Below are 25,559 nucleotides of genomic sequence, written 5' to 3'. Positions count from 1 at the left end.
TGTTGCACCATCAATTTAATTCGGTGCGTTACGCGCTCTGCTAACGCACCCTACTACTAAAGGCTTGGGAAAATTTAGAGAAAGATATTCTTTGAATTATATCGATTGACAGAGTAAAAACCTTGTTTACAATATTAATTAATTAATTGATTTATACTTTAATTCTAGAGCAGGAGCGATCGCTCCTGCTCTAGAATTTTCTGATCTTGAACTTTGATAACTACCAAAAAAGCTCCCCTTGTTAAGCTATGCTTTATAAACATCTTTCTTAACATAAAACTTGACAAAAACCATAACTTGTGGTTCAGTGTTTTTTCAGATTTTGTTTAAGAAAATAATGTATAAAAATATACATTTAATCAGCAAATTCAGTAATTTTACTTAAAACCCCTCTCCCCTAATCAGGTATTTAAAAGCGATCGCCCCCTCAATGCCATTCCATTAATTAAAATGCTACTAAATCATCATATTTAATCCTCAAGTATATCTATAAGTCTTATGTGAACTTTTGTAAAATAGATACCTCAAAAGCTTGTAAAGTTAAGGGTAAATCAATTACTTTTCCTACTTCACGGATATTAGATACTAAAATCTTCCAGTTATTCATATCTATATATTTATCTATAGTTAACTGTTTTTCATAGGAGAAGTTAATGATAATCAAAACCTGTTCATTATCTTGTTCTCGCAGATAGACAAGATGTTCATAGGGATACTTAATGAGCGATCGCCAACCCCCTGTTAACAAAGCTTGACTATTTTTCCTTGCTTTAATCAAAGCGCGATAAAAGTTAAAAATAGAATCAGAGGTTTCTAACTCTGTGGCTACATTCACTGATTGATAATTTTCATTTACAGGCAACCAGGGTTCCACATCTTCACCAAAACTAAAACCTGCATGAGGAGAATCATCCCATTGCATAGGGGTCCTCGCGCCATCACGAGGGGGAGGAGTTTCCCCAGTTTTAGTTTTCACAACTGCCCTATCTTGAATTTTATCTTCAGGAATATTTTCATTATCTACCATACCAATTTCTTGGCCATAGTACAGTAATGGGGTCCCCCTAATTGTTAATAAAATTGTCGCCGCCGCTTGGGCAATTCCTTTCGGATTTGTGCATAAACTACACTCCACCCAACGAGATAGATGACGAGGAATATCATGATTATCTAAAAAATGACAAGGCCAACAATTAATGGGAGTTAGTAATTCTTTTTGAATAATTTCTCGTTGCAAATATTCTGGATACCAAGGACTAAAGGGGAACTCAAAATTCAAAGGTAGATGCAATTCATCTTGGTCAACGCCATAGAATCGATTAGACTCATGTAATTGACTATCAATGAAAGTTTCACCGATTAACACTCTATCACCATAACTATCGAGAATAGATCTAATTTCTTTAATTATTTCGTGACTTTCTGGTAGATTCTTATCGTATAAATGCTCTAAATTATGATAGTTATTTTTATCAGATGCCCCAAATTTCATGGGATTGTAGCGAAAATATTTATCTTTACTATAAACACTAGAGGCATCTAAGCGAAAACCATCAACCCCCTGGTCTAACCAGAATCTAATCATTTGATAAATAGTTTCTTTTACTTGGGGGTTACGCCAATTTAAATCCGGTTGATTTTCATTAAAAGTATGATAATAATATTGTTGTCTACCTTCATGAAAAGTCCAGCCAGTACCGCCAAAATAAGATAACCAATTATTCGGTAAATCCCCATTTTCTTGAGGGTCTTGCCATAAATACCAATCATGTTTGGGATTATCTCTACTACTGTTAGATTCCTTGAACCATTGGTGTTGATTAGATGTGTGATTAATTACTAAATCTAGAATAATTTTAATGTTTCTTTGGTGAGCTTCTTTTAGTAAAATTGAAAAATCTTCTAGAGTGCCAAATTTTGAGCAGATATCATAGTAATCACTAATATCATAACCATTATCGAACATTGGCGATTCATTAATAGGAGATAGCCAAATGGCGTCAATACCCAGAGAACTTGTACTATCAGGGTTACCCTCATTCAGATAGTCGAGTCTTTTAGTAATTCCTGATAAATCACCAATTCCATCCCCGTTACCATCAGCAAAACTTAAAGGATAAATTTGGTAGATTACTGCACTTTCCCACCATTTGGCTGTTTTTTTGTCTGTCATTGTGTCGTTGCGTCGTTTACTATATTTAAATTATAGTATCAAATGGTACTATAAGGTTTTTTATTTTATGCAGTATGTTAGTATTAAAAATTAAATTTTCATAATATCCATTTGCTAAAAGGTAATTCTAATGTGTTTGATTTTCCATCTTTTGAAGCCCTTGGTTTCATTTCTCTATAGCAGTAAAAGCTATGAGTGAGCATAGAAAGATGTCTTAAGTGAACGGCGATCGCCAACAAAAGAATATCATACTTAGAATCAGCAACGCCAGATAAAAGAGACACCGCTCTGAGATTACCTGCTCAAAATTGCCAGCCTTTACCAGTTAATGGTTTGGGGTCACAAATAACTTATGAAGTGGCGGAGAGCGCCTCCCAATAACTCAAGATTATTGACCAAAAAACAGCCTCTCTTGGCGCTCTCCGCTTTCGCTGGCAATTTTGAGTAAGTTTATTGCACCCCTCGGCGATCGCATCACCCAATCCCCACTCCACTAGATCTTGAAAAATTGTTATGCTTAATTAAACTTCACTTAGCAACACCAATAGATGATTAGTAAGTCTCAACCTTTAATCATAACCACTATTAATAAAAATTGTCCTATCGATGCTCCTCAAGTCTATTTGTCTACTTTTCCTGCTGATAAAGAATTAGCATTGATAAAATCTATCATGTCATTAACTACTTTAGGATTGACAGAAACACAAAATTTGATAAAATCAGTGCCTGTTTGTGTTGGTTATACTGTTTCTGGTGACAAAATTAGGGAAATTGAACAAAAATTAAAATTCTGTGAAGCTATCTTTAAAATAATTACTCCTGTTATTGCTCCTGACAAGTTGCAAAAAACACTTGAAGAAGCTACTAACTTTAATACATCACCCCAACGTTTACAGGAAATTTATAACAATTTTATTAATAAAGATATTAACAAGGCGTTATCAACTAATCCCAATACACCTGGTGAGATATTATTAGAATTAGGGGCAGATTTTCCTAATGAGTTATTAGCTAATCCTGTGTTTGATTTAATGCTGTTAGCTAATCCTAATTTGCTGGATAATATGCCGGAAAAAACTTTAGTGAGTATTCTTAAATCACCATACGTTCAAGAATCTTTTTTGATTTGGGCATTAAATCACCGTTTAACAGAACCTATATTTTTGACTGTGGTGTCTCGTGATCTTCAGCTATGGAATAATTGGCGAGCAGATAATCTTGATAAACAAATTGATTTAGAAAAATTTATATTAAATAATCAAGATTTAAGCAATGTTAATTTAAGTGGCACTAATTTATTTCATGCCCGTTTATTTGGTGCCAATTTACAAGGTGCCGATTTACAAGGTGCCAATTTACAAGGTGCCGATTTGAGTGCTGCCAATTTACAAGGTGCCAATTTACAAGGTGCCGATTTATTTCGTGCCGATTTATTTCGTGCCGATTTGAGTGGTGCCGATTTATTTCGTGCCGATTTATTTCGTGCCGATTTGAGAGGTGCCGATTTGAGTGGTGCCGATTTGAGTGGTGCCAATTTAAAGTATGCCCATTTGAGAGATACTACATTAGATAACAATAGCCAAATAGAACCAAAATGGAGATTAGTATTAGATATATTCACTGATACTACTTTAGAAAGGGATTTGAAAGGCGCCGATTTGAGTGGTGCCGATTTAGAAGGTGCCAATTTATTTCGTGCCGATTTAACAGATGCTGATTTGAGTGGTGCCTATTTGAGTGGTGCAAATTTGAGTGGTGCCAATTGCAATGGTACTAATTTAGAAAACGCCTGTTTGAGTCGTGCCAAGTTAAAAGATACCAATTGCAGAGGTACCAATTTAAGAAATGTCAGTTTAAACGGTGCCAATTTGGAAAAAGCTAATTTAGAAAATACTCATTTAGAAGGTGCCAATTTAAGGAATGCCAAGTTAAAAGGTGCCAATTTAAGGAATACCCAGTTAAAAGGTGCCAATTTAGAATATGCCAACTTAAAAGGTACCGATTTATTTGGTGCCAATCTAGAAGATGCCCATTTATTTGGTGCCAATCTAGAAGATGCCCATTTATTTGGTGCCAATCTAGAAGGTGCCAATCTAGAAGGTGCCCATTTGAGAGGTGCAAAATTAGATAACAATACCCAAATACAAGAAAAATGGCGTAAGGTTAGGGATATACTCACTAATCCTACTCCAACAAGACATTTAGAGAGTATAAACTTACAGTATGCCTACTTAAGTTGTGCCATTTTAGAAGGTGCTAATTTAAAAGATGCCAATTTAGAAGGTGCTAATTTGAGAGGTGCCAATTTGAGAGGTGCCAATTTGGAAAAAGCTAATTTAGAAAAAGCCAATTTAAAAAATGTTAATTTGAGTGATGCCAATTTGATAGGTGCCAATTTAATATATGCCAATTTAATATATGCCAATTTGAGAGGTGCAAAATTAGATAACAATACCCAAATACAAGAAAAATGGCGTAAGGTTTGGGAGACTCTCACTAATCCAACTGCTAAGAAAAATTTAAAGGGGAGTGATTTGAGTGGTGCTAATTTGAGTAGGATTGATTTAAGTGAGATTGATTTGAGTGATACTAATTTCACAGATGTAGATTTAAAAAATGCCAATTTGAGTGATACTAATTTAAAAAATGCCAATTTAAAAAATGCCAATTTAAAAAATGCCAATTTAAAGGGTGCCAATTTAGAAAATGCTAATTTAACAAATGCCAATTTAATTGGTGCTCATTTAGAGAATGCTAATTTGAGTGGTGCCAATTTAAAAGGTGCTTGTTTATATGCTGTTGATTTAAGAGGTGCTAATTTAATTGCTGCCCAATTAGATGAAAATACGATAATAGAAGCAAATTGAAGATTAGTCTGGGATGTTCACAATAAACATCACAGATAAAAGAGACACGCTCGGCGATCGCCAATCAAGTATGAAAAAAAGGTGTTCAATTAGATGAAAATACTAGATAAAAAACACAAAATGCGATCGCTCATTTTCCTCTGTATCTCAAATTAATCAGCGTGTATACAATTCCTATAAAGTTATAAACATTATGAGTAATTCTGAACCTATATCATAACTACTACTGGTGCCTATTTGATCTGAAAAATAGTTTTATCAACTCATATCAAAGCACGCAAATACAAAAGTACAGAAATTGGCCAACAGGTGAGAATCAAATTTTAAGGGCGATCGCATTAATTCTTTAACTCATTACTTCAAAACTCATTACTTCAAAACTCCAAAACCCATTACTCCAAAACTCCAAGACTTCAAGACTTCTTACTTCAAGACGTCTTACTCATTACTCATTACTCATTACTCATTACTCATTACTCATTACTCACTATTCATCCACAACCAGTAACATTAGGTAAAGATGCAAGATCTGAGATCAACTTAGCTAGGAAGTTTTCCATGTCTTCAAACCAATCATTACTGGGAGGACTTTCTAATAATTCTTTTGTCCTAAAGCATGGGAATACCCAAGCCTTTTTCACATCTGCACCTTTTGGAGTAAGTGTTAGTTCTACGCGAAATACAAGAATTCCCGTCCAACTACGATGGAAATAAATTATGTTTTCTTCACAAAATATAAACCATTTGTCCTCCATCTCCTCTGGTATATATCCATTATAGATTTTTCGTAGCTCTTCTTGTGTAAAAGAATTACTGTAATTTATCAAGTAAGGAGGCCCACATGGTGGTATAGTTGTCCATGACAATCTAGTAGCTTTTTGAGTCATAAGTACAATCGTCTAAAAATAGGTTGGGCAACATTAATTTAATCTAAATATGGAGTTCTATAAAGCTATGAACATTTTCAAAATTCCTATGTAGCTAGTTTCATCGCTGCCTTTGTTTTGATAAATACTCAAGAATATCAGATTTTGTCTATCAATAAAACTTTTTGTGGCAACTCTACATCCTGGTATATTTTTATTTTCACATATATAGTTGGCAAAATCATTTTTACTGGGATTAGTAATTATCAGAGAAACAGCACTCAATAGAGCAAATAATAATGTAAATTGAACTGCTTTCATTGGTCTTGATTCCTTAGTCTGGTTAAATAAATTTATCCGATTCACCTATAAAGGTGTAATCAGTAATATGGTAACACAATTAGCTAGGCTAACATCTTCTCCTAGTACTTATGTACCAAATTATTGTAGTCATCCCTTCCCCGGATTTTAAATCCGGGGCGATAGACTCACATCTTTTTCTAGTACGTATGTACTAATTAAACTTTCCTGTTTGAGATTTGATTAAATGTAAAATGATAGTTAAAATCAAGAAGTATAGAAATCAAACTAGAATGAAATCATACCAACTAGCTAACCAAGACAAAATGCCCGCTTTAGGATTGGGAACTTGGAAATCGCCAAAAGACAAAGTATACCAAGCCGTTAAATATGCCCTAGAAATTGGCTACAAACATATTGATTGTGCGGCAATATATCGCAATGAAGCAGAAATTGGTCAAGCTTTCGCAGAAACTTTAGCCGCAGGCAAAGTAAAGCGAGAATCACTCTGGGTAACTTCTAAGTTGTGGAATGATTCCCACGCTAGAGAAGATGTAATTCCAGCTTTAAAGACAACTCTTCAAGATTTACAACTAGACTATTTAGACTTATATTTAATTCATTGGCCTGTAGCTTTGAAAAAAGGGGTAATCTTTCCTGAGAAACCAGAAGAATTCCAAAGCTTAGATGCAGTGCCATTAATTGAAACTTGGCAAGGAATGGAAGATGCCCTCAAAGAGGGTTTATGCCGTCATATTGGAGTTAGCAATTTTAGTATTAAAAAAATAGCTGATTTACTCTCTCAAGCATCTCAACCCCCAGAAGTGAATCAGGTAGAATCTCATCCCTATTTACAGCAACAGGATTTACTAGAATACTGTCAAAGCAATAATATTTTAGTTACCGCCTATTCACCCCTAGGGTCTGGCGATCGCCCCGACTCTCTCAAAAAAGCTGATGAACAAAATCTCTTAGAAAACTCCACCATTCAAACCATCGCCAATCAACACCAAATTACACCCGCACAGGTTTTACTCGCTTGGGCCATTAACCGTGGTACTATAGTTATCCCTAAATCAACTACCCCTGAACGCATCAAAGAGAATCTAGCGGCAGGTGAGATTCAATTAACCCCAGAAAACCTGGATGCGATCGCCAAACTAGACTATAACTATCGCTTTGTTGATGGTAGTTTCTGGGCGACACCTGGTTCTCCCTACACCCTTGATGAACTTTGGGATGAATCAGTTTCTGTGTCTTGATACTTTGCTTGATACTCAAATTACTCTCACCAGTACTTATGTACCAAATTATTGTGGTCATCCGTTCCCCGGATTTTAAATCCGGGGCCATAGATGACCGCATAACTCAGACCCTCGCATCTTTACCCAAAGTTACTGGTGGAGGTTGAGTTTTGAAGTAATGAGTAATGAGTAATGAGTAATGAGTAAAAGAATTGGTGTTAAACCCCTAGGAGACAAAGATTATAGAGAATTAACCATAAAGAACATTTTTCCTGAAAAATTAGTATAGCAAGCTCGCAAATAGATGTTTACAGTTATCATCAAAAGCCCCCCTTATTAAGCTATCCTTTATAAACATCTTTCTTAACATAAAACTTGACAAAAACCGTAACTTGTGGGTTAGTGCTTTTTCAGATTTTGTTTAAGAAAATAATGTATAAAAAAATACATTATTTAGGAAATTAAGTAATTTTACTTAAAAGGGTTCTCCCTGCTCCCTGCTCAGAAGCTCCCTGCTATACAAGGGTTTGGTGAGTTGCTTATAAAGGATAGCGCAATTTCGGGGGGTTTGGGGGGAAAAGTTTATGTAAATATGGTTAACACTACAACGAGCACTGCTATACATAAGTTCTGGTGGAAGATATGAGCATAAGCAAAGGGAAAAAGTTAATTTCTCTTTCCCCTAAGATCTTGTTAACTCATAACTCATAACTCATAACTCATAACTCATAACTCATAACTCATAACTTATTACTTATTACTCATTACTTATTATTCATCCACCAGTAACTTTTGGAAAAGATGCAAGATCTGAGTTATAGGTAGATTCTACCCAGCGTTGGAGGATAGGATTAACTACCTCTGGCGCTTCATCTTGGGGACAATGTCCTAACCCCTCTAACTCGATAAATTCATCTACTGTAGAAAATTCCGCAAACTTGCGACCTAACTCTATTGGTTCCCAAGGATCCTTATCACCCCAAACTACAATTGTAGGACAAGTTAACTTAGGGAGTAAATCTTCTGCCAGAGGACCTTGGGAATAGCAGGTAAAAGCACAGAAAACCGCAGCAGCGCCCGAGTCTTTAGCAGGTCCCATAATAATCTCAATCAGTTCATCAGTAACGGCTTCTTTACGAATATAAGCTTGTTTCAAAGCATTGCGCACCGTTCGAGGTTGAGCAATTTGTTTATATAAAAAATTACCAATCCAAGCATTAGCCAATAGCTTTTGCATCAATGAAGCCGATTGACTGCGATACCAGGGAATTTCTGCCCTTTTGCGTTCGTGTAACAGACGTAAAGAACAATTTAAAGCCGCAACCCCTAAAGCTAAATCTGGGTAGTCTACCGCTGTCTGCATCGCCACAATTGAACCAATGGAGTTACCAATTAAAAATGCTGGTGTGCCTACTACTTCTCGGCAAAAATCCCCTACTTGTTTACCCCAGGTTTCAAAAGTATAGTCAATCTCTAACTTAGGTGTTGGTTTAGCTGAATTACCAAAACCAATTAAATCTATCGCGTAACAACGACAGTTAGTAGCAATTACTGGTAAATTTTTCCGCCAGTGTTTCCAAGAAGCACCAAAACCATGGATGAGAATCACCGCAGGTCCACTGCTACCTTCTGTCTGATATGTAATTGGGAACCCTTGCCAGTTCCAGACTTTCTCCCTTTCCACGCTTTTTTAACTCTCTTATTTCCTGCTTACTTTACATATCTTAACAAAAAAGTAAACCCGCCACCAAGGGCGGGCATAAAGATAAACAAGCGAGTTGTATTTTGGAGAAAATCTATTCCCGATTTACGAAGGGTAGACAATTGAAGAGATTTAAACCAAGAGACATAACTCTGATAAACTAATTAATAAGTTATCATAAATACATTATCAATAAAAGTGATATTTAAATAAAGTTTACATATATAAATGTCTGATTCTCCTCTCTTGCTATTATTCGATGGCCATTCTCTAGCTTTTCGTGCTTACTATGCTTTCTCCCTGTCTAAATCTGGCGCCTTGCGTACCTCTGATGGAATTCCTACTAGCGTCAGCTTTGGCTTTGTTAATTCTTTGTTACAAATCATCGAAGCAGAAGGACCAGACTATGTGGGAATTGCCTTTGATTTAGCTGAACCAACTTTTCGTCATGAAGCTGATTCTAACTATAAAGCAGATCGAGAAGCAACTCCAGAAGATTTTATTATTGATTTAGTTAATTTACAACAGTTATTAACAGCTTTAAATTTTTCCCTAATCACAGCATCAGGCTATGAAGCAGACGACGTTTTAGGAACTTTAGCCTATCAAGGAGTTAAGGAAGGTTATCGAGTTAAAATTGTTACGGGAGATAAAGATTTATTTCAACTGGTGGATTCTGAAGCGAAAATCTCAGTACTCTACTTAGATCGTACCATGATTAAAACTGCTAGTTATGTAGAATTTCACTTTGAACAAGTAGTAGAAAAAATGGGAGTTAAACCCAATCAAGTAGTAGACTATAAAGCTTTGTGTGGAGATAAATCTGATAATATTCCTGGGGTAAAAGGAGTTGGAGATAAAACTGCTGTTAAACTATTACAAAGTTATCAAAACTTAGAAGAAATTTACAGCAATTTAGATGAAATAAAAGGCAGTTTAAAAACTAAATTAGCTACAGGGAAAGAAGCAGCCTTTCATTCGCAAAAATTAGCTCAAATAATTACCGATATTGATTTAAGTATTCCCCTATCATCTTTACAATTAACTGGTTTTAATTGGCAAGATGTTAACCCGATTTTAGCTAAACTAGAACTCAAAACCATAGCAGGTAAACTGCAAAAACTAGAGGAGAAACTAGGTAACAAAAAAACAACTCAACAATTAGAGTTATGGCAAGAAAAGACAATTATTCCTCAAATTATTGATACTGAAACGAAGTTAAAAGAATTAGTAGAAATACTGAGTAAAAATAAGAATGCCGTAGCTTGGGACACAGAAACTACAGATTTAGAGCCAAAAGATGCAGAATTAGTAGGAATAGGCTGTTGTTGGGGAGAAGAAAAGAATGCGATCGCCTATATACCTATCAATCATACCGAAGGAAAACAACTAAGTAAATCCCAAGTGCTTTCTCAATTAGCACCAATTCTCGAAAGTAGTGACTATCCTAAGGTACTGCAAAATGCTAAATTTGACCGATCTGTATTTTGGCAACATGGCATCAAACTAGCGGGAGTAACCTTTGACACAATGTTGGCTAGTTACTTAATCAATCCAGAGAAAAATCATAACCTCAAAGACTTAGCCAATCGCTATTTAGAAAATATCACCTCAAAAAGTTACCAAGAACTAGGCATACCCAAAGGTGAAACTATTGCCAGTCTTGATATTCCCACAGTAGCCGAATACTGCGGCTTAGATGCCTACGCCACCTTCTGTGTTTACAATAAAATTAAAGCAGAATTAGCCAAATTACCAGAACTAAACAACCTACTCTTAACAGTAGAACAACCCCTAGAGCCAATTTTAGCAGAGATGGAATATCAGGGGGTACTTTTAGATGTAGAGTATTTAGAACAACTCTCCGAACAAATAGATAAAGAATTACATAAGATAAGAGAACAAGCTTATCATGCCGTAGGAGAAGAATTTAACCTGGATTCTCCTAAACAATTAGCAGTTTTACTATTTGACCAACTAGAATTAGATAAAAGAAAATCTCGTAAAACTAAAACAGGCTACTCTACAGACCATGCTACCTTAGAAAAGCTCCAAGGAGACCATCCAGTTATTGACTATATCTTGGAATACCGCACACTAGCCAAACTCAAATCCACCTACATAGATGCTTTACCTCAGTTAGTCAGAAAAGATACCCAACGAGTACATACTAACTATAACCAAACTAATACCACCACCGGGAGACTATCTTCTTCTAACCCTAACTTACAAAATATTCCCATTCGTACGGCCTTTTCTAGCCAAATCCGTCAAGCTTTTATCCCTTCACCAGATTGGATTTTAGTAGCCGCAGATTACTCCCAGATAGAATTAAGAATCTTAGCTCATTTGAGTCAAGAGCCAGTCTTAGTAAAAGCTTATCAAAATAATCAAGATGTGCATACCGTCACCGCACAACTTCTCTTTGATAAGCAGGAAATAACATCCGTTGAGCGACGTTTAGGGAAAATTATCAACTTCGGGGTTATATACGGCATGGGTGCCCAAAGATTCGCCCGCGAGGCAGGAGTAAGCGCCGATGAAGGGAAACAATTTATCACTAAATATCGCCAACGTTATCCACAGATTTTTGCCTACTTAGAAACCATGAAGCAACAGGCGATAGCTCAAGGTTTTGTTACTACTATTTGTGGTAGAAGACGTTATTTTGAGTTTACTAGTGAGAGTTTGCGAGCATTACGCGGCGCTAAAATAGAAGAAGTGGATCTCAATCAATTAGAAATTAACCATAACGATGCTCAATTACTTAGGGCTGCCGCTAATGCACCAATTCAAGGCTCTAGTGCTGATATTATTAAAATAGCGATGGTTAATCTTTCTCAAGTTTTAGATAAGTATCAAGCCAGATTATTGTTACAAGTACATGATGAATTAGTGTTAGAGATGCCTCCGGCCGAATGGGAGGAGTTACGCCCTCAAATTAAGTCAACTATGGAAAATGTGATTGATTTGACTATTCCTCTAGTTGTGGATATACACTCTGGTAAGAATTGGATGGAGGCTAAATAAGGTTTGAGTTAGATCCCCCCAACCCCCCTTGCTAAGGGGGGCTCAAGGTTGCTTGTCATCACCTCGTTTTTAGCATTTATTTTTCTATTTCATATTATGAGTTTTGAAGTCTTGAAGTAATGAGTTAAAGAATTGATCCTAACCCTTATTAAGGGGGGTTTGGGGGGAAAAGTTTATGTAAATATGGTTAACACTACAACGAGCACTGCTATAAAGGGCGATCGCCAAACTATAGCAATGAGCGTTGTACTGTTAACAATATTTATATTTACAGATCCCCCCAACCCCCCTTACTAAGCTCAGATCTTGCATCTTTATCAAAAGTTACTTGTGGTGGTTGAGTAATGAGTAATGAGTAATGAGTAATGAGTAAAAGAATTTATGTTAAACCCCTTGGAGACAAAGATTATAGAGAATTAACCATAAAGGACATTTTTCCTTAAAAATTAGTACATAAGTTCTGGTGGAAGATATGAGCTAAGGGGGGCTTTTCATCATTTTTGTCAACATCTATTGGCGAGCTTGCTATAATATAATTAAAAAAAAGACTAGTAATTTGTTTATTGCCGTATCAAGTAGTACTATAGATAGAGATATGTTAATTTATTTTTCCTTTTGAGCCTCAGTCACCACTTGAGAGATTCCATCGATGAGCTTTTTGTGCTTAGGACTTCTCTCCCCGTAAAGTCGAGCCGAAAATACTGTTACCAGTTCCATCATGTCGCTCACTAATTCCTGCTCAAAGGTTATTTCTTCGGGACTTTGATTAATAATCACTACTTGTGTCCCAAACTCCTCACAAATCGCAAAAACTAATTCACCCCCGAATCTTAGGAGACGGTCTTTATGGGTTAAAACCAATCTCTTCACATCTCCTTTCATTAAGCGTTTGAGTAACTTTTGTAATCCTTTTTTCTGATAATTTAATCCACTGCCTGTATCTTTAATTGTTTCATATTGCCATCCATGGGAAGCACTAAATTGCTCTAACACCTGAATTTGTCTTTTCAGGTCTTCTTTCTGGTCATTACTGGATACTCTGGCATAATTAATAGTAATTCTTTCTTCTAAAAGAAGCGATGGACGAGGTTGCCGTACCACGATTTGATTAATTTCTGAAGTGAAGAAGCGACGATGACCACTTGGACTGCGTTCAACCTTCAACTTGCCACTATCTGCCCATCTTCTCACTGTCTTTACGGAAACGCCTAATAAACTCGCAGCTTCCCCAATACTTATTGTTTGTCCTTCTGTACTAGCCATACGATTACCTCACAGATACTAGGAACTTATCCCCTTATTCTCTGCCATTTTCGGTAAATATGTCAAGTTATGGGTAGTTTTTTGTTAGCATTTTTATTTTCTGAGAATAAAATAGCCATGATAGAACTCAATCTCCTCTTAACGGTTTCGGTGGGTTTTTTGGTTCAAAAAAGTAAGTATAAATACTAAAAAAAACTCATTACTCATTACTTCAAAACTCAACCATCACCAGCAACTTTGGGTAAAGATACAACATCTGAATGTCACCCTATGAGGTGGCAAAAGTTGAATAAAATATAATGAATTGATAAGAATACTTGACAGAAATAGCGGGGGGGGGTAAGCTAAGGTTTAAACAGACTAGTTAAAAAAAATTCATACTTAAGATCTATTTTAGACTTCTTAATTCGAAAACGTTAAATATTTGGATGATTTTTAAATGCTTAAAAAACTCGCTGCTTTAGCTCTATTTTCCTCTCTGTTTGGACTATCTGGTCAACCTCCTGCTCAAGCAGCTATTATCTGGAATTGGTCATTTGGAGGCACAGAAACCATTCGTTTTACCACCGATGGGGATATTGCCGATTTAGGTAGTCCCAATACCTTCTTGTTCACTGATTTTGAATCACTTGCTTCCATTGAACCATCTACAGTTGGTGCTGATTTTATTAATGATCCTAGTACTATTGCACAGGGAGTACAGGGTTTTCAATGGGATGGAACCCAAATTACCCAGGTGTTCCGAAATGGTGGTATTTTCACTAATGGGGCTAATTTTTTGTCTGGTAACTCTCGTTATATCCTTGGTGTAAATTTCAGTGCTTTAGACGTAAATTTCAATCGCGTGGCTTCAGAGCTTGCCTTTGATCCTACTCCTTCTCCTGCACAAGTTATTCCTGAACCTTCAACTATTTTAGGTGCAGGAGTGGTTATTAGTTTTGGAACTGCATTCAAGAAGCGCAAATTAGCGAAAAAGAAATCCTAATTATAGAGCTTCTCACACTTGTGAGGTTAAGTACTATTAGTAAGTAAACTAGTTACTAACCAATAACCTTTTACTTAAAATTTTCAATATGTAAAAATTCAGGAGAACAGGGAATAATCTATGGAATTAGGAATTGCCTGTTTTCTTTTACTTAAATATGTATATATTAACAATTTTATCTACTACTACAGTAAATACTGCTCGGTTAACGAAAAATTATTGATTAGAGTAAGCTTGAAGAGAGATTAATTACAAAGCCAAAAACCTATCTCCCTACACCCTACACTCTGTCTTGAGTTTATATAGCATTTCAAAGGACTCATGAGGTAAACCTAAATCCTGCCTCCGTGCCTCCGTGCCTCCTGCCTCAAAAGGATAACCTTTGTACCTCACAAGAATGGAAAATGCTATATTCTGTAAAAAAATGTTTTGTGCAAATTTTTGTAGTAGTTATTTATTTTTGGTGTTGACTAAGAATTCAACTCGGGGGTTGGGGTTGTTCTGGAGGAAATAAATATGATTATCATGTTTGTTCATTCTCAAGCTTGAAGAAAAATTTTACTGATTTTTTTAGCGATCTCGAAGAGATCTGCTTCGCGGTGCGCCCGAGGCAAACCTCAATATCAACAAGCTTTCCAGCCACCCTGTCACCCAGTCAGGTTCATTTCTCGTATTTCCCATATCTTGCAAAGGTATACCAATTTTTAAGCGTTGAGCATCAATTCTTTAACTCATTACTCATTACTTCAAAACTCATAATTCATCCACAACCAGTAACATTAGGTAAAGATGCAAGATCTGAGGCACGCCCCTGTTTCCCTGGATTTTAAATCCAGGGATAAATCAAGCTTAAAAGGTTTGTGATACCCAACTTCCATGTAACCCATAGGGTACATGATGTTGCAGTTGTAAAGTAGCAATTGGTCCTTGGTTAATATTTTCTGCCGCTAAAATAACTAACTCAGAAGCATGTCGCTCACCATTATATACTAAAGTCAAGAGCCAGCCTTGGTCTTCCCCAGTAGCCCCCGGTTTAGGGACAAAAACTGGTTCACCCACAAAACCATGAGGGGCAAAAGAATAAAATTGACGATCGCCTGTTTGATGATCTATTTTTAAGATAGCTTGTAGAGGAGCATTTTTCGTAGGATGATCCGCCGCACCTAAATATAAATAACGATATTCACGCCCTTGGCGATCGCCATTTGTAGCCGGAAACTCACAACAACGACTCTCTACTATCTCTTTCTCCACTTCTTCCTTGTCTAAATCTAGTTTAAACCGCCACAACTGACCTGGGTCTAAACTTTCAAAATCTACTCCTTGGTAACTACTACTAGGATCTACTTGGGGCAAGTTTTTATAACACACCGAATCTACATAAATACCATTATCTGCTTCAAAAGCATTAGCATGGTGAAAGATAAAACCTGCATTTACCTCTAATACTTTTACTGGTGTGTGGGGAGATTGACGAGGAATCACTAAAATCTTAGTTGGTTTATCTGGTTGAAAGTTAACACATTCTCCCGCACCCTTCAAACCGAATAAGTAAGGTAAGGGGTTATAAGTAACAGCATTTTGAAAAAATAGACAGTAGTTAGGAGTGATGGCGAAATCATGAATAAAGGCAAAACCTGGGGTAACATGTTCATAGTTTCTTAGGAGTTTACCTTGGGGATTAATTTCGTAAACCACAATCTTAGTAGATAAACCTGGTTTAATGGCAAAATTAACTAAACAGGGTTCACCATCATCTAAATCACAATGGCTATCAATGCGAGGATGTGCTGCAAAGGCATCACCTGAACTTAAGATACCATCTAAATAGTCTATACCGATAGTCTCTAAATTCTGGGGATTGAGGCGATGAGGTTCGGCGGCTTCCCATAAAGCTAGTAGTTTGTTACCCCAGTAAATAACGTTAGTATTAGCAATATTTTTTAGTTTTAAATCAAAGATGTTATTGAGAATACCTCCTGGTTTTTGGGTACCAAACACACCTCTATAGAGTATTTTACCTTCTGCTTGTTCTTCAAGAAAAGCTTTGGTTTTAACATAGGCGTTGCGATAATGGGCTTTTCCATCTTTTATGGTAATAGCAGAAATCATCCCATCCCCATCGAAGGGGTGATGAATAGGCATACCGTTGATATCTAGTAATCCTGGACCATTACGAAATAGTGTCCCCTCTAAGTTAGGGGGAATTTCTCCCAGGATATTTTCGATCTGATAGTTATATTCTGTGGGTTGAGATTGGTAACCCTGTAACCATTCTTGTTTGCTGTAGGATTTGTTGTTGATAGTTTGCATGGTCTTTTTGTATAGTTAGCTTAAGGATAAAGTTCTGGAAGAAAGTTGGGGTCTCCTGATGTTTGATTGTGTCCGTGTTCCCATACTTCTACTGGTGGTAAAGGTTGTTTAGTACTAGGAGAGTTTTCAGCATCCGGTAACCAACCTAAGAAAGGTATAGGTAACAAGTTAGAAAGACTGGTAATTAATATTAATATCCAAAGATTGTCAAAGTTTGTTTCTGTGACACCTAGTAAATGAGTGAGTATTGCCCCCAATTCATTAGATAGGAGTCCCGAAAGGTTTAAAATCGACATTAACAAGGCAAATAGAGTTGCTTCTACTCCCGCCGGACATAAACGGGCTGATAATACTAAGATAGGCATAAAAGCAATTTGTCCCATGACTGTTAATACTAGGCTATCTCCTAGACTGAACCAGCGATCGCTAATCCCTAGGCTTTGATTGGTATGGGTAACTAAGATGATTGCTGATAGTCCTACTATAGCAGCGATCGCCGATGTCCAACCCAGGATGGCTCGAAATGGTACTTCTTTTAGATACTGATTGTATATCCAGATACCTAAAAGACTGGCAATACTAGTCACTAGTCGTAACCTGCCCATAAATTCTGGTTGAAAGTCTAATTCGTTAGTTAGGAAGTAGAAAAAAGCTGCTTCAGAGTTAGGTGTAGACTGCCAGATAAATATAAAGGCCGTGGGTAACCATATAGACCGTTTTTTTACTGCTTGCCACAGTTGAGATATTGAACCGTTTTTTACTTCTGTGGCGGTGTTTGACTGGCTAGTAGTTGGTTTTTCAGCTATTAACCAGGCGATTGCTGCCACAATCATCGGGAAGATCGCCGTAATTTTGAAGATAGTTTGAGTGCTAAAATATTCTAGTAACCAACCGCTGAAATAGGCAGTAATTAACCCTCCTAAGGCAGCACATCCCCAACTTAAAGATTGTAGAGAACCTACTTTTCCTAGGGATTGTTTTCTCGCTCTTTCTACTACGATTGAATCAGCTATGACATCGGCGATCGCTACTGATACCGATACCATTGTAATAGCCATTACTGCTGTTAGGGGTGTTTTCGCGATTGTCCCTAAAGCTAACCAACTCAACGTACCTAGTATCCCTGATAAGACTAAATAGGAACGTCTGCGGTAGCCAAATAAGGGCCATCTATCGGATAAAAAGCCTAAAATCGGCTTAGTCACCCAGGGTAATGCTGCTATTCCCGTTAATGCTGCTACTTCTGCTGGTGTTAATCCTAAATCATCTTTGAGGAAGAAGCTGATTGCTAGTCTAGCTAATCCTAAGATTCCCTGAACTAAGTAGATTGTGATTATTGCACTTAGTTCTAGGGTTAGTTCATTTCCCAGCAGTAACTTATCTTGACAAAATTGTTTAAACGACTTTAACCTCAAATTGTCAACAATCATGTATTTTTTTTAAGTTTTGTTACTTTCTTATCATAGCTTATTTTGGAACCTAAAGCCTCAGACAAAAGTGGTATAGTTCTGGTGGGGCTAAATACAGTTGAAGGGTTATTGAGAGTGCGATCGCACCTGCAATATATTTTTCCAACCGCGCCTAGTCCGTTAAAATAGTTTTAAATAATTATTGCAGCATTGGAAGTGGAATTAGTAGTATAGATATAAAAATTACTGGTTCTTAAAATGGCACAAATAACGATCAAATATCCCTCAACTTTTCCTGATGCTTTAAATCAAACACCTTTCTCCTCACCAAAACTTACTTTTTCAGCAGACCCTAAGTTAATTGCAATCTCTGAAAATCCTTGCTAATCTCGAATTATGAAGAATAGATTAGCTAAAAGAATTTGTCAGGTAATCGTTAATTATAATTTTCAAGTTTGAAATAGATTAAAGTAAGGAAGGGCTTCATGAAAACTATAAAATTACGCTCCCGTGTTGACGCAGATGGAGTTATCCATGTACAAGTCCCTGTGGAGTTAGCCAACTCAGAAATTGAATTAGTGGTGAGTTATCAAACAGTAGAGAAATCTAGAAATTCACAAGAAGAAACTAAAAGCGTTACAGAACTAGGCTATCCCGAAGATTTTTTTGAGAAGACCTTTGGGGCATGGCAGGGAGAACCTTTAACAAGAGGGGCGCAAGGGGAATATGACCAAAGGCTTTGGGAGCTATTATGATGTATTTACTCGATACCAATACTTGTATTCAGTATTTAACGGGAAGAAGTATCTTGGTGATGAGTCACTTTAAGAGGATTCCTAGAAATGAGATTGCATTGTGTGATGTGGTTAAGGCCGAACTTTACTATGGGGCTAATAAAAGTTCACGTAGTCAAGCTAATCTAGCTTTGTACGAAAGTTTTTTTAGCCAATATGTCAGTTTTCCTTTCGATGGTAAGGCAGCAGCTATTTATGGTTGTTTAAGAGCTTCGTTAGAAGTATCAGGAAAACTTATAGGACCCTATGATTTAATGATTGCGGCAATTGGATTAGCTAATAATTTAATTGTAGTAACTCATAATGTAGACGAATTTAGTCGAGTGGATAATTTAACAATAGAAGATTGGGAAGTTTGAAAAAGGTAAACTAAGTGGTATTAAAACTGAATATTAGTAAAATTAACTGAACTGTTTTAAATTCCCCTTTTCCCTCGTCTTAAACGTTCAATTTAGAGAAACAAACATTTGCTTATTATTAAATAAGTTACCGACTAAATGCGATCGCTCTTTCTGCAAAAAAATTTACTTTTCAAAGTTTTAGATTTATTCAGCAAGCCCTATCTATTTCCGAATTCCGAATTCATATTACATCTCCTTGTTGAGAGATTTGAGTATTATTGATTTCTACATTTTCTGAATCTTGATAATATTCTGGTAGTAGTTCTTTGTTCTCCACTTCTCCTAAAGCTGACTCAATAGGTGCTGTAGCTTCAGTACAACTCGCTCCAGAACCATCAATAACTGTTTCTTTGATTTTACCGTCTTTACCAATACGATATTCGATACGCTGATACTGTGCCATATTGAAATAGTTTTTTAGTTTTATTTTAATTGTACTATTTAAAATATAGCTTACTCTCAAAAAATAATGTTAGATTAATAATCAAGTATCTTCTCCAATTACTATGACTTCTCGACTTTCTGCACCAGATAAGAATCAGCACCCCCATCTAGATATTATCCAAGAACTGGATTTGATGCTACGAGCACGCTATCCAATTATATATATAGTAGCTGTTGAAGAAGAACCAGTTCAAGAAGTACTGCAAAAAGTAGTGAAAAAAACTAAGCCATGCCGTGAACTTTTACACTGGGATACAGTTAGAGGTTGGAGTGATAATTCCAAAGACAAAGCTTCACTAATGGGTGCCTTAAACCGCATTGTTCTTTCTCAAGAAACAAATAAAAACAATACCAAAGATGAAGATGGGACTATATTCGTTCTCTATGATTTACATGGAACTTTAAAAAACCCTGAAACTGATAAAAATGCCCCAGCCATTAGACAACTTAAAAATCTCAGTAGCAGTTTAAAAACTAGTCGCCAAAGTATTATTATCGTTTCTCATCGTTTAGAAATACCCCCAGAACTTTCCGAGGAGATTACCGTACTAGATTTCCCTCTCCCTAGCTTTGAGGAGATTGATTATTTAGTCTCCCAACTAGTCACACCAAACAAACTAAAACTAGAAGGATTAGCCAAAGAACAATTTCTCAAAGCCTGTCAAGGATTAAGTCGCGCCCGCATTAGAAGGGTATTAGCTAAAGCCTTAGCCGACAAAAAAGAAGTCAATGAAACTGATATTGATGCAGTTTTAGAAGAAAAAAAACAAACTATCCGTCAAATGGGAATTTTAGAGTTTTCTCCTGCCCCTGATTCTTTAAAAATGGTGGGAGGATTAGAAAATCTCAAACAATGGGTAAGAATGCGAAAAGATTCCTTTAGTGAGGAAGCCAGAAGCTATGGTATCCCTACCCCTAAAGGATTACTACTAGTAGGTATCCAAGGTACAGGTAAATCTATCTCAGCTAAAACTATCGCCCATGAATGGCGTGTCCCCTTACTACGTCTAGATACAGGAAGATTATTTGGAGGAATAGTGGGAGAAAGCGAAAGTCGAGTACGCCAGATGATTCAGTTATCTGAAGCCATGTCTCCCTGTGTGCTTTGGATTGATGAGATTGATAAAGCCTTTGGGAGTATTACTACGGGGATAAGTGGCGATTCTGGTACCTCCGAAAGGGTATTTGGTTCATTAATAACCTGGATGCAGGAGAAAACCAAACCAGTATTTATTGTGGCAACAGCCAATAACGTGCAGATACTACCAGCAGAATTATTAAGAAAAGGTAGATTTGATGAAATCTTCTTTATTAATTTACCCACAGAAAAAGAACGCAAAGCGATTTTCAAAGTACACTTACAAAAAGTTAGAGGTTCTCGTTTACAGGATTTTAATTTAGACTTATTAGCTAGATACTCAGAAAACTTCAGTGGTGCAGAAATTCAACAGGCGATTATCGATGGAATGCACCTAGCTTTTGGACAGGGAGAGGTAGGAAAAAGACGGGATTTTAGTACCCAAGATATCATCGCCGCCTTAGAAGAAACAGTGCCATTGAGTGCTATTGCCAGCCATCAAATTGAAGCTTTAAAGCGATGGGCGGCAGAAGCTGGCGCGAGAACTGCATCTAAAGACGATGAGTTATTAAAAGAGTTGCGGGATTATCAATCTTCCTCAGGAATTGGCCCCATTCAAGTAGATTAAGAATGTATCATAATAGTTAGTAAGGAGGAGCAACTCATGTCACATTTTACTACAATCAAAGTTCAAATCAAAAACGGTGAGATTCTCAAGGAAGTATTAACGGAGTTGGGATATCAAGTTAAGAATAACACCGAAGTTCGGGGTTATTTAGGTAACAAGACAAAAGCAGAATATGTAATTCAACAAGCTAACGGTTACGATTTAGGATTTCGTCGCAACGGCGAAGGTTATGAACTAGTAGCTGATTTTTGGGGCGCTAAAATTAATCAAACAAAATTTCTCAATCAAATTAATCAAAAGTATGCCCACCGAACTCTACTAGAAACCGTCGCTGAAAACGGATTTGATTTAGAAAGCGAGGAAGTATTAAAAGACGGCACCGTCAAAGTTGTTGTGGGAAGATGGGTGTAGTTAGTAATAAGTCGATTTAAGGGCAAGTATTATTTGATTGCCCTTCTCTTCATGCTTAAAATACAGAAATTCAATAAATGAGGCAACCAGCAAACAATCCTAAGCGGACAGATGCAGTATTAGGAGGACAAACCACTCCCCAAAGAGGATTAGTTTTAGGAGGAATTGAAGGGTTAAAAAAAAGATTAGAAAATCCTGAAAGGATAATCCGTCAAGTTGCTTTACAACAAATACTAAGTTATGGAAAACCAGGATTAGAGTTATTAGAAAAAGCCACAGTTGAAGATAGGTTGGAATTAGCCAATAATCCTAATACCTCTATAGTGATTTTAAAACAACTAGCCATGGATTCTGAGAGTGATGTTCGCAGTAGTGTAGCATCCCATCCTAGTATCCCCTCTGAAGCGTTAGAAAAATTGGCCATAGATTCTATGAGTTTGGTTCGCAGTAAAGTTGCCTTGCATCCACGCACACCTGTAGGAGTCTTGGAAAAACTCGCCAAAGATTCTGATAGTGGGGTTCGTAGTTGTGTAGTCAGTAATTCCCATGTTCCCATAGTCTTATTAGAAGAACTTGTTAATGATTCTATCCCTTGGGTTCGCAGTAAAGTTGCCTCAAATCACCGGACACCAGAAAGACTATTAGAAAAACTTGCTGTAGATAATGTCAGTTGGGTGCGCAGGAAAGTGGCAGCTAATCTCAGTACACCTCCAGAATTCTTAGCAAAACTAGCCAAAGATTCTCAGAGTGATATTCGCCGCCGCGTTGCCTCCAATTTAAATACAAATTCTCAGGTTTTACAAGAATTAGCCCTTGATTGTGAGAGTGAGGTTCGTCGTTGTGTTGCTGATAATCCTAACACACCTAAAAGATGGTCAGCAAAACTTAACTCCAGTTTTAACTATGATATTCGTGCCTTCGTGGCATCTAATCCCAACACTCCCCAAAATATCTTAGAACAACTCGCCCTTGACTCTGATGATAATGTACGCGCCTCTTTGGCATCTAATCCCAACACTCCCCAAAATATCTTAGAACAACTCGCCACAGATTCTGAGAAGCAGGTTAGGCGCCAAGTGGCATTTAATCCCCAGACTCCCCAAAATATCCTAGAACAACTCGCCAAAGATTCTAAGAGTGGAGTTCGTATTGGTGTTGCCGCCAATCCCCATACACCCATTTTGGTGTTAGAAAAACTAGCGATTGATTCTGAGATGCAAGTTCGGGAAAAAGTCGCCAATAATCCCCACACACCCCCTATTCTTGTACAAGAACTAAAATCTAGTTTTAATTATGATATTCGTACTTCTCTAGCTTCTAATCCCAATACCTTTCCAGAAGTGCTCGAAAAACTAGCCATAGATTCTGATATCCAGGTACGTAGTTGTATTGCCTCAAATCCTAATACCCCCCGAGAATTACTAGCAAAATTAGCCACGGATTCTAAACTAGGTGTTCGTATGAGTGTATTAGCTAATCCCAACACCTCTTTAGAATTACTAGAAAAATTAGCTATGGATTCTAACTATGAAATTCGTAGCCAAGTAGCCTCTAACCCTCAAACATCCCCGGAATTATTAGCAAAATTAGCCACGGATTCTGATAGTGGTGTTCGTAGTTGTGTGGCATCTAATCCCAATACACCAACATCAGCATTAATAAAACTTGCTCGTGATTTTGTTGATTCAGTTCGTACCTTCGTGGCATCTAATCCCAATACCCCAGAAATATTATTAGAAAAACTATTCTTATCTAATAATTATGAGATACGTAGTTGTGTGGCATCTAATCCCAATACTCCAGCCACATTATTAGAAAAATTAGCAATTGATTCTGATAGTAGAGTTCGTAGTAATTTAGCAAATAACCCCAATATATCTAGAGAATTATTAGAAAAACTCATAAAAGATTCTGATATTAAAATACGTAGTTCTGTGGCATCAAATCCTAATACCCCAGAAACATTATTAGAAAAACTATTACAAGACTCTGATAGTAAAGTTCGTAGTCATCTGGCAAATAATCCCAACCTATCCCAAAAATTCCTGGAACAACTAACAATGGATTCTGATAGTAAAGTTCGTAGTTGTGTAGCTTCTAATCCTAATACACCAGGTACATTATTAGAAAAACTAGCGATTGATTCTGAAATTGCTGTCCGTAGCCAGGTGGCATCAAATCCCAACACACCAGAAAACTTATCCAAACAACTAAATGCTACTCCTAATTATGATATTCGCACGGATATAGCTTCTAATCCCCAAACATCAGAAACATTGTTAGCAAAACTATCCCTCGACTCTCAAAGTAATATTCGTAGCTGTGTGGCATCTAACCCTAATACACCAGCACGATTGTTAGGAAAATTGGCCATGGATGCTAAAAGTAGTGTTCGCATTTCTGTGGCATCTAATCCTCATACACCAGCAAGATTGTTAGGAAAATTGGCTATGGATGCTAAAAGTAGTGTTCGCGCCTCTGTGGCATCTAATCCCAATACACCAGAACAATTGTCAAAACAACTAATATCAAGTCTGAATGATGATATTCGTAATAAAATGATATCAAATCCTAATACACCAATAAATTTGTTAGAAAAACTAGCAGTGGATTCTGATAGTGGAATTCGTAGTTGTTTGGCATCTAATTCTAGTACACCCCAAATATTGTTAGAAAAACTATCTCTAGATGCTGATGAATGGGTACGTTGTTATGTTGCTTCTAATCCTAATACTTCTCTGGAGATATTAGCAAAATTATCTCTAGATGCTGATGAATGGGTACGTTGTTATGTAGCTTCTAATCCTAATACCTCTGTGGAGATATTAGCAAAATTATCTCTAGATGCTGATGAATGGGTACGCTGTTATGTTGCTTCTAACCCTAATACTTCTGGAGAGATATTAGCACAACTATCTCTAGATATTGATGAATGGGTACGCTGTTATGTGGCATTAACTAGATAATTGTCAAAGAAGAAATCAATAAATTGTAGGTTCGGCAGGGAGATAACCCAACAAACATGAGTAATGAGTAACGAGTAATGAGTAACGAGTTTTGAAGTAAGAAGGTAGCCTGTAGTTGAGTAATGAGTTTTGAAGTAATAAGTAATGAGTTTTGAAGTTTTGAAGTAATAAGTAATGAGTTGTAGTTGTAGGGTGTGTTAGCGTGAGCGTAACGCACCGTTAGTTGAGTAATGAGTAACGAGTAATAAGTAATGAGTAAGAAGGTAGAAGTTTAGTTGTAGGGTGTGTTAGGGCGAAGCCCGTAACGCACCGTTAGATGAGTAATGAGTAATGAGTAACGAGTTTTGAAGTAAGAAGGTAGCCTGTAGTTGAGTAATGAGTTTTGAAGTAATAAGTAATGAGTAAGAAGGTAGCCTGTACGTAGCCTGTAGTTGAGTAATGAGTTTTGAAGTAATAAGTAATGAGTAAGAAGGTAGCCTGTACGTAGCCTGTAGTTGAGTAATGAGTTTTGAAGTAATAAGTAATGAGTAAGAAGGTAGCCTGTACGTAGCCTGTAGTTGAGTAATGAGTTTTGAAGTAATAAGTAATGAGTTTTGAAGTAAGAAGGTAGTTGTAGTTAGATGAGTAATAAGTAACGAGTAATAAGTAATGAGTAAGAAGGTAGCCTGTACGTAGCCTGTAGGTT

The 25,559-nt window shown here is 36.8% G+C and carries 18 protein-coding genes; 9 read left to right on the top strand and 9 right to left on the bottom strand.

Translation table 11 applies throughout. From position 1 onward, the window contains the following. Positions 1 to 496: 496 nt before the first annotated feature. Both MW688_RS05600 and MW688_RS05595 read right to left on the bottom strand, forming a co-directional pair. Complete coding sequence (locus MW688_RS05600) at positions 497 to 2,173, bottom strand: alpha-glucosidase (protein ID WP_486734947.1); 1,677 nt, start codon at positions 2,171 to 2,173, stop codon at positions 497 to 499. 98 nt (positions 2,174 to 2,271) lie between these two features. Beyond that, the gene (locus MW688_RS05595) at positions 2,272 to 2,457 is read right to left on the bottom strand and encodes a hypothetical protein (protein WP_486734946.1); all 186 of its coding nucleotides are present in this window, start codon (positions 2,455 to 2,457) and stop codon (positions 2,272 to 2,274) included. A 264-nt stretch (positions 2,458 to 2,721) separates the two neighbouring features. On the opposite strand from MW688_RS05595, the gene MW688_RS05590 reads away from it, so the two are divergent. After that, the gene (locus MW688_RS05590) at positions 2,722 to 5,040 is read left to right on the top strand and encodes a pentapeptide repeat-containing protein (RefSeq protein WP_486734945.1); all 2,319 of its coding nucleotides are present in this window, start codon (positions 2,722 to 2,724) and stop codon (positions 5,038 to 5,040) included. A 491-nt stretch (positions 5,041 to 5,531) separates the two neighbouring features. Here MW688_RS05590 and MW688_RS05585 read toward each other — a convergent pair whose 3' ends face one another. Then, on the bottom strand, positions 5,532 to 5,927 hold the full coding sequence (locus MW688_RS05585; RefSeq protein ID WP_486734944.1) for a hypothetical protein: 396 nt from the start codon (positions 5,925 to 5,927) through the stop codon (positions 5,532 to 5,534). Positions 5,928 to 5,984: 57 nt separating this feature from the next. Beyond that, positions 5,985 to 6,227 carry a hypothetical protein gene (locus MW688_RS05580; RefSeq protein ID WP_486734943.1) on the bottom strand — a complete coding sequence of 81 codons (243 nt, stop codon included), beginning with the start codon at positions 6,225 to 6,227 and terminating at the stop codon, positions 5,985 to 5,987. 272 nt (positions 6,228 to 6,499) lie between these two features. Here MW688_RS05580 and MW688_RS05575 point away from each other — a divergent pair, with 272 nt between their 5' ends. Continuing rightward, positions 6,500 to 7,468 carry an aldo/keto reductase gene (locus MW688_RS05575; RefSeq protein ID WP_486734942.1) on the top strand — a complete coding sequence of 323 codons (969 nt, stop codon included), beginning with the start codon at positions 6,500 to 6,502 and terminating at the stop codon, positions 7,466 to 7,468. A 757-nt stretch (positions 7,469 to 8,225) separates the two neighbouring features. Here the strand turns inward: MW688_RS05575 and MW688_RS05570 are convergent. Continuing rightward, positions 8,226 to 9,134: an alpha/beta fold hydrolase gene (locus MW688_RS05570; protein WP_486734941.1), complete on the bottom strand. Its 909-nt coding sequence runs from the start codon at positions 9,132 to 9,134 to the stop codon at positions 8,226 to 8,228. A gap of 246 nt (positions 9,135 to 9,380) precedes the next feature. On the opposite strand from MW688_RS05570, the gene polA reads away from it, so the two are divergent. Continuing rightward, the gene (polA, locus tag MW688_RS05565) at positions 9,381 to 12,182 is read left to right on the top strand and encodes a DNA polymerase I (RefSeq protein WP_486734940.1); all 2,802 of its coding nucleotides are present in this window, start codon (positions 9,381 to 9,383) and stop codon (positions 12,180 to 12,182) included. A 603-nt stretch (positions 12,183 to 12,785) separates the two neighbouring features. Here polA and MW688_RS05560 read toward each other — a convergent pair. Continuing rightward, complete coding sequence (locus MW688_RS05560) at positions 12,786 to 13,445, bottom strand: IS607 family transposase (protein ID WP_486734939.1); 660 nt, start codon at positions 13,443 to 13,445, stop codon at positions 12,786 to 12,788. Positions 13,446 to 13,884: 439 nt separating this feature from the next. Between MW688_RS05560 and MW688_RS05555 the strand changes: the two genes are divergently transcribed. Beyond that, on the top strand, positions 13,885 to 14,430 hold the full coding sequence (locus MW688_RS05555; RefSeq protein WP_486734938.1) for a PEP-CTERM sorting domain-containing protein: 546 nt from the start codon (positions 13,885 to 13,887) through the stop codon (positions 14,428 to 14,430). Positions 14,431 to 15,279: 849 nt separating this feature from the next. On the opposite strand, the gene MW688_RS05550 is transcribed toward MW688_RS05555, so the two are convergent. Then, positions 15,280 to 16,743, bottom strand: coding sequence for a carotenoid oxygenase family protein (locus MW688_RS05550; protein ID WP_486734937.1), 1,464 nt, complete (start codon positions 16,741 to 16,743; stop codon positions 15,280 to 15,282). Between the two features lie 20 nt (positions 16,744 to 16,763). Continuing rightward, positions 16,764 to 18,173, bottom strand: a complete 1,410-nt coding sequence (locus tag MW688_RS05545; protein ID WP_486734936.1) for a folate/biopterin family MFS transporter — start codon at positions 18,171 to 18,173, stop codon at positions 16,764 to 16,766. A gap of 464 nt (positions 18,174 to 18,637) precedes the next feature. Between MW688_RS05545 and MW688_RS05540 the strand changes: the two genes are divergently transcribed. Together MW688_RS05540 and MW688_RS05535 are read left to right on the top strand one after the other, a co-directional pair. Next, positions 18,638 to 18,907: a hypothetical protein gene (locus MW688_RS05540; RefSeq protein ID WP_486734935.1), complete on the top strand. Its 270-nt coding sequence runs from the start codon at positions 18,638 to 18,640 to the stop codon at positions 18,905 to 18,907. After that, positions 18,904 to 19,305 (top strand): PIN domain-containing protein, encoded by a 402-nt coding sequence (locus MW688_RS05535; RefSeq protein ID WP_486734934.1) that lies wholly within the window; start codon positions 18,904 to 18,906, stop codon positions 19,303 to 19,305. Before MW688_RS05540 ends, MW688_RS05535 begins: the two co-directional genes overlap by 4 nt. Before the next feature lie 223 nt (positions 19,306 to 19,528). Here the strand turns inward: MW688_RS05535 and MW688_RS05530 are convergent, their stop codons facing one another. Next, positions 19,529 to 19,750 (bottom strand): DUF2997 domain-containing protein, encoded by a 222-nt coding sequence (locus tag MW688_RS05530; protein ID WP_486734933.1) that lies wholly within the window; start codon positions 19,748 to 19,750, stop codon positions 19,529 to 19,531. Positions 19,751 to 19,853: 103 nt separating this feature from the next. Between MW688_RS05530 and MW688_RS05525 the strand changes: the two genes are divergently transcribed. The 3 genes from MW688_RS05525 (at position 19,854) to MW688_RS05515 (ending at position 24,874) form a co-directional block, all read left to right on the top strand. Further along, entirely contained in the window at positions 19,854 to 21,497 is a 1,644-nt protein-coding gene (locus tag MW688_RS05525; RefSeq protein WP_486734932.1) for an AAA family ATPase, read from the top strand. Positions 21,498 to 21,533: 36 nt separating this feature from the next. Continuing rightward, entirely contained in the window at positions 21,534 to 21,908 is a 375-nt protein-coding gene (locus MW688_RS05520; protein ID WP_486734931.1) for a DUF1257 domain-containing protein, read from the top strand. Between the two features lie 77 nt (positions 21,909 to 21,985). After that, complete coding sequence (locus MW688_RS05515; protein WP_486734930.1) at positions 21,986 to 24,874, top strand: variant leucine-rich repeat-containing protein; 2,889 nt, start codon at positions 21,986 to 21,988, stop codon at positions 24,872 to 24,874. The last annotated feature ends 685 nt before the right edge of the window (positions 24,875 to 25,559 follow it).

The organism is Johannesbaptistia floridana (assembly GCF_057440575.1).
The sequence above is the reverse complement of the archived record's forward strand: the minus strand, read 5'-3'. Positions and strand labels throughout refer to the sequence as shown.

Bases quoted from the DNA above. Each gene is read 5' to 3' on its own strand.
- MW688_RS05540 (WP_486734935.1), top strand. From the start codon at position 18,638: ATGAAAACTATAAAATTACGCTCCCGTGTTGACGCAGATGGAGTTATC.
- MW688_RS05585 (WP_486734944.1), bottom strand. From the start codon at position 5,927: ATGACTCAAAAAGCTACTAGATTGTCATGGACAACTATACCACCATGT.
- MW688_RS05590 (WP_486734945.1), top strand. From the start codon at position 2,722: ATGATTAGTAAGTCTCAACCTTTAATCATAACCACTATTAATAAAAAT.
- MW688_RS05525 (WP_486734932.1), top strand. From the start codon at position 19,854: ATGACTTCTCGACTTTCTGCACCAGATAAGAATCAGCACCCCCATCTA.
- MW688_RS05545 (WP_486734936.1), bottom strand. From the start codon at position 18,173: ATGATTGTTGACAATTTGAGGTTAAAGTCGTTTAAACAATTTTGTCAA.
- MW688_RS05560 (WP_486734939.1), bottom strand. From the start codon at position 13,445: ATGGCTAGTACAGAAGGACAAACAATAAGTATTGGGGAAGCTGCGAGT.
- polA (WP_486734940.1), top strand. From the start codon at position 9,381: ATGTCTGATTCTCCTCTCTTGCTATTATTCGATGGCCATTCTCTAGCT.
- MW688_RS05520 (WP_486734931.1), top strand. From the start codon at position 21,534: ATGTCACATTTTACTACAATCAAAGTTCAAATCAAAAACGGTGAGATT.
- MW688_RS05535 (WP_486734934.1), top strand. From the start codon at position 18,904: ATGATGTATTTACTCGATACCAATACTTGTATTCAGTATTTAACGGGA.
- MW688_RS05555 (WP_486734938.1), top strand. From the start codon at position 13,885: ATGCTTAAAAAACTCGCTGCTTTAGCTCTATTTTCCTCTCTGTTTGGA.
- MW688_RS05600 (WP_486734947.1), bottom strand. From the start codon at position 2,173: ATGACAGACAAAAAAACAGCCAAATGGTGGGAAAGTGCAGTAATCTAC.
- MW688_RS05550 (WP_486734937.1), bottom strand. From the start codon at position 16,743: ATGCAAACTATCAACAACAAATCCTACAGCAAACAAGAATGGTTACAG.
- MW688_RS05530 (WP_486734933.1), bottom strand. From the start codon at position 19,750: ATGGCACAGTATCAGCGTATCGAATATCGTATTGGTAAAGACGGTAAA.
- MW688_RS05515 (WP_486734930.1), top strand. From the start codon at position 21,986: ATGAGGCAACCAGCAAACAATCCTAAGCGGACAGATGCAGTATTAGGA.
- MW688_RS05580 (WP_486734943.1), bottom strand. From the start codon at position 6,227: ATGAAAGCAGTTCAATTTACATTATTATTTGCTCTATTGAGTGCTGTT.
- MW688_RS05575 (WP_486734942.1), top strand. From the start codon at position 6,500: ATGAAATCATACCAACTAGCTAACCAAGACAAAATGCCCGCTTTAGGA.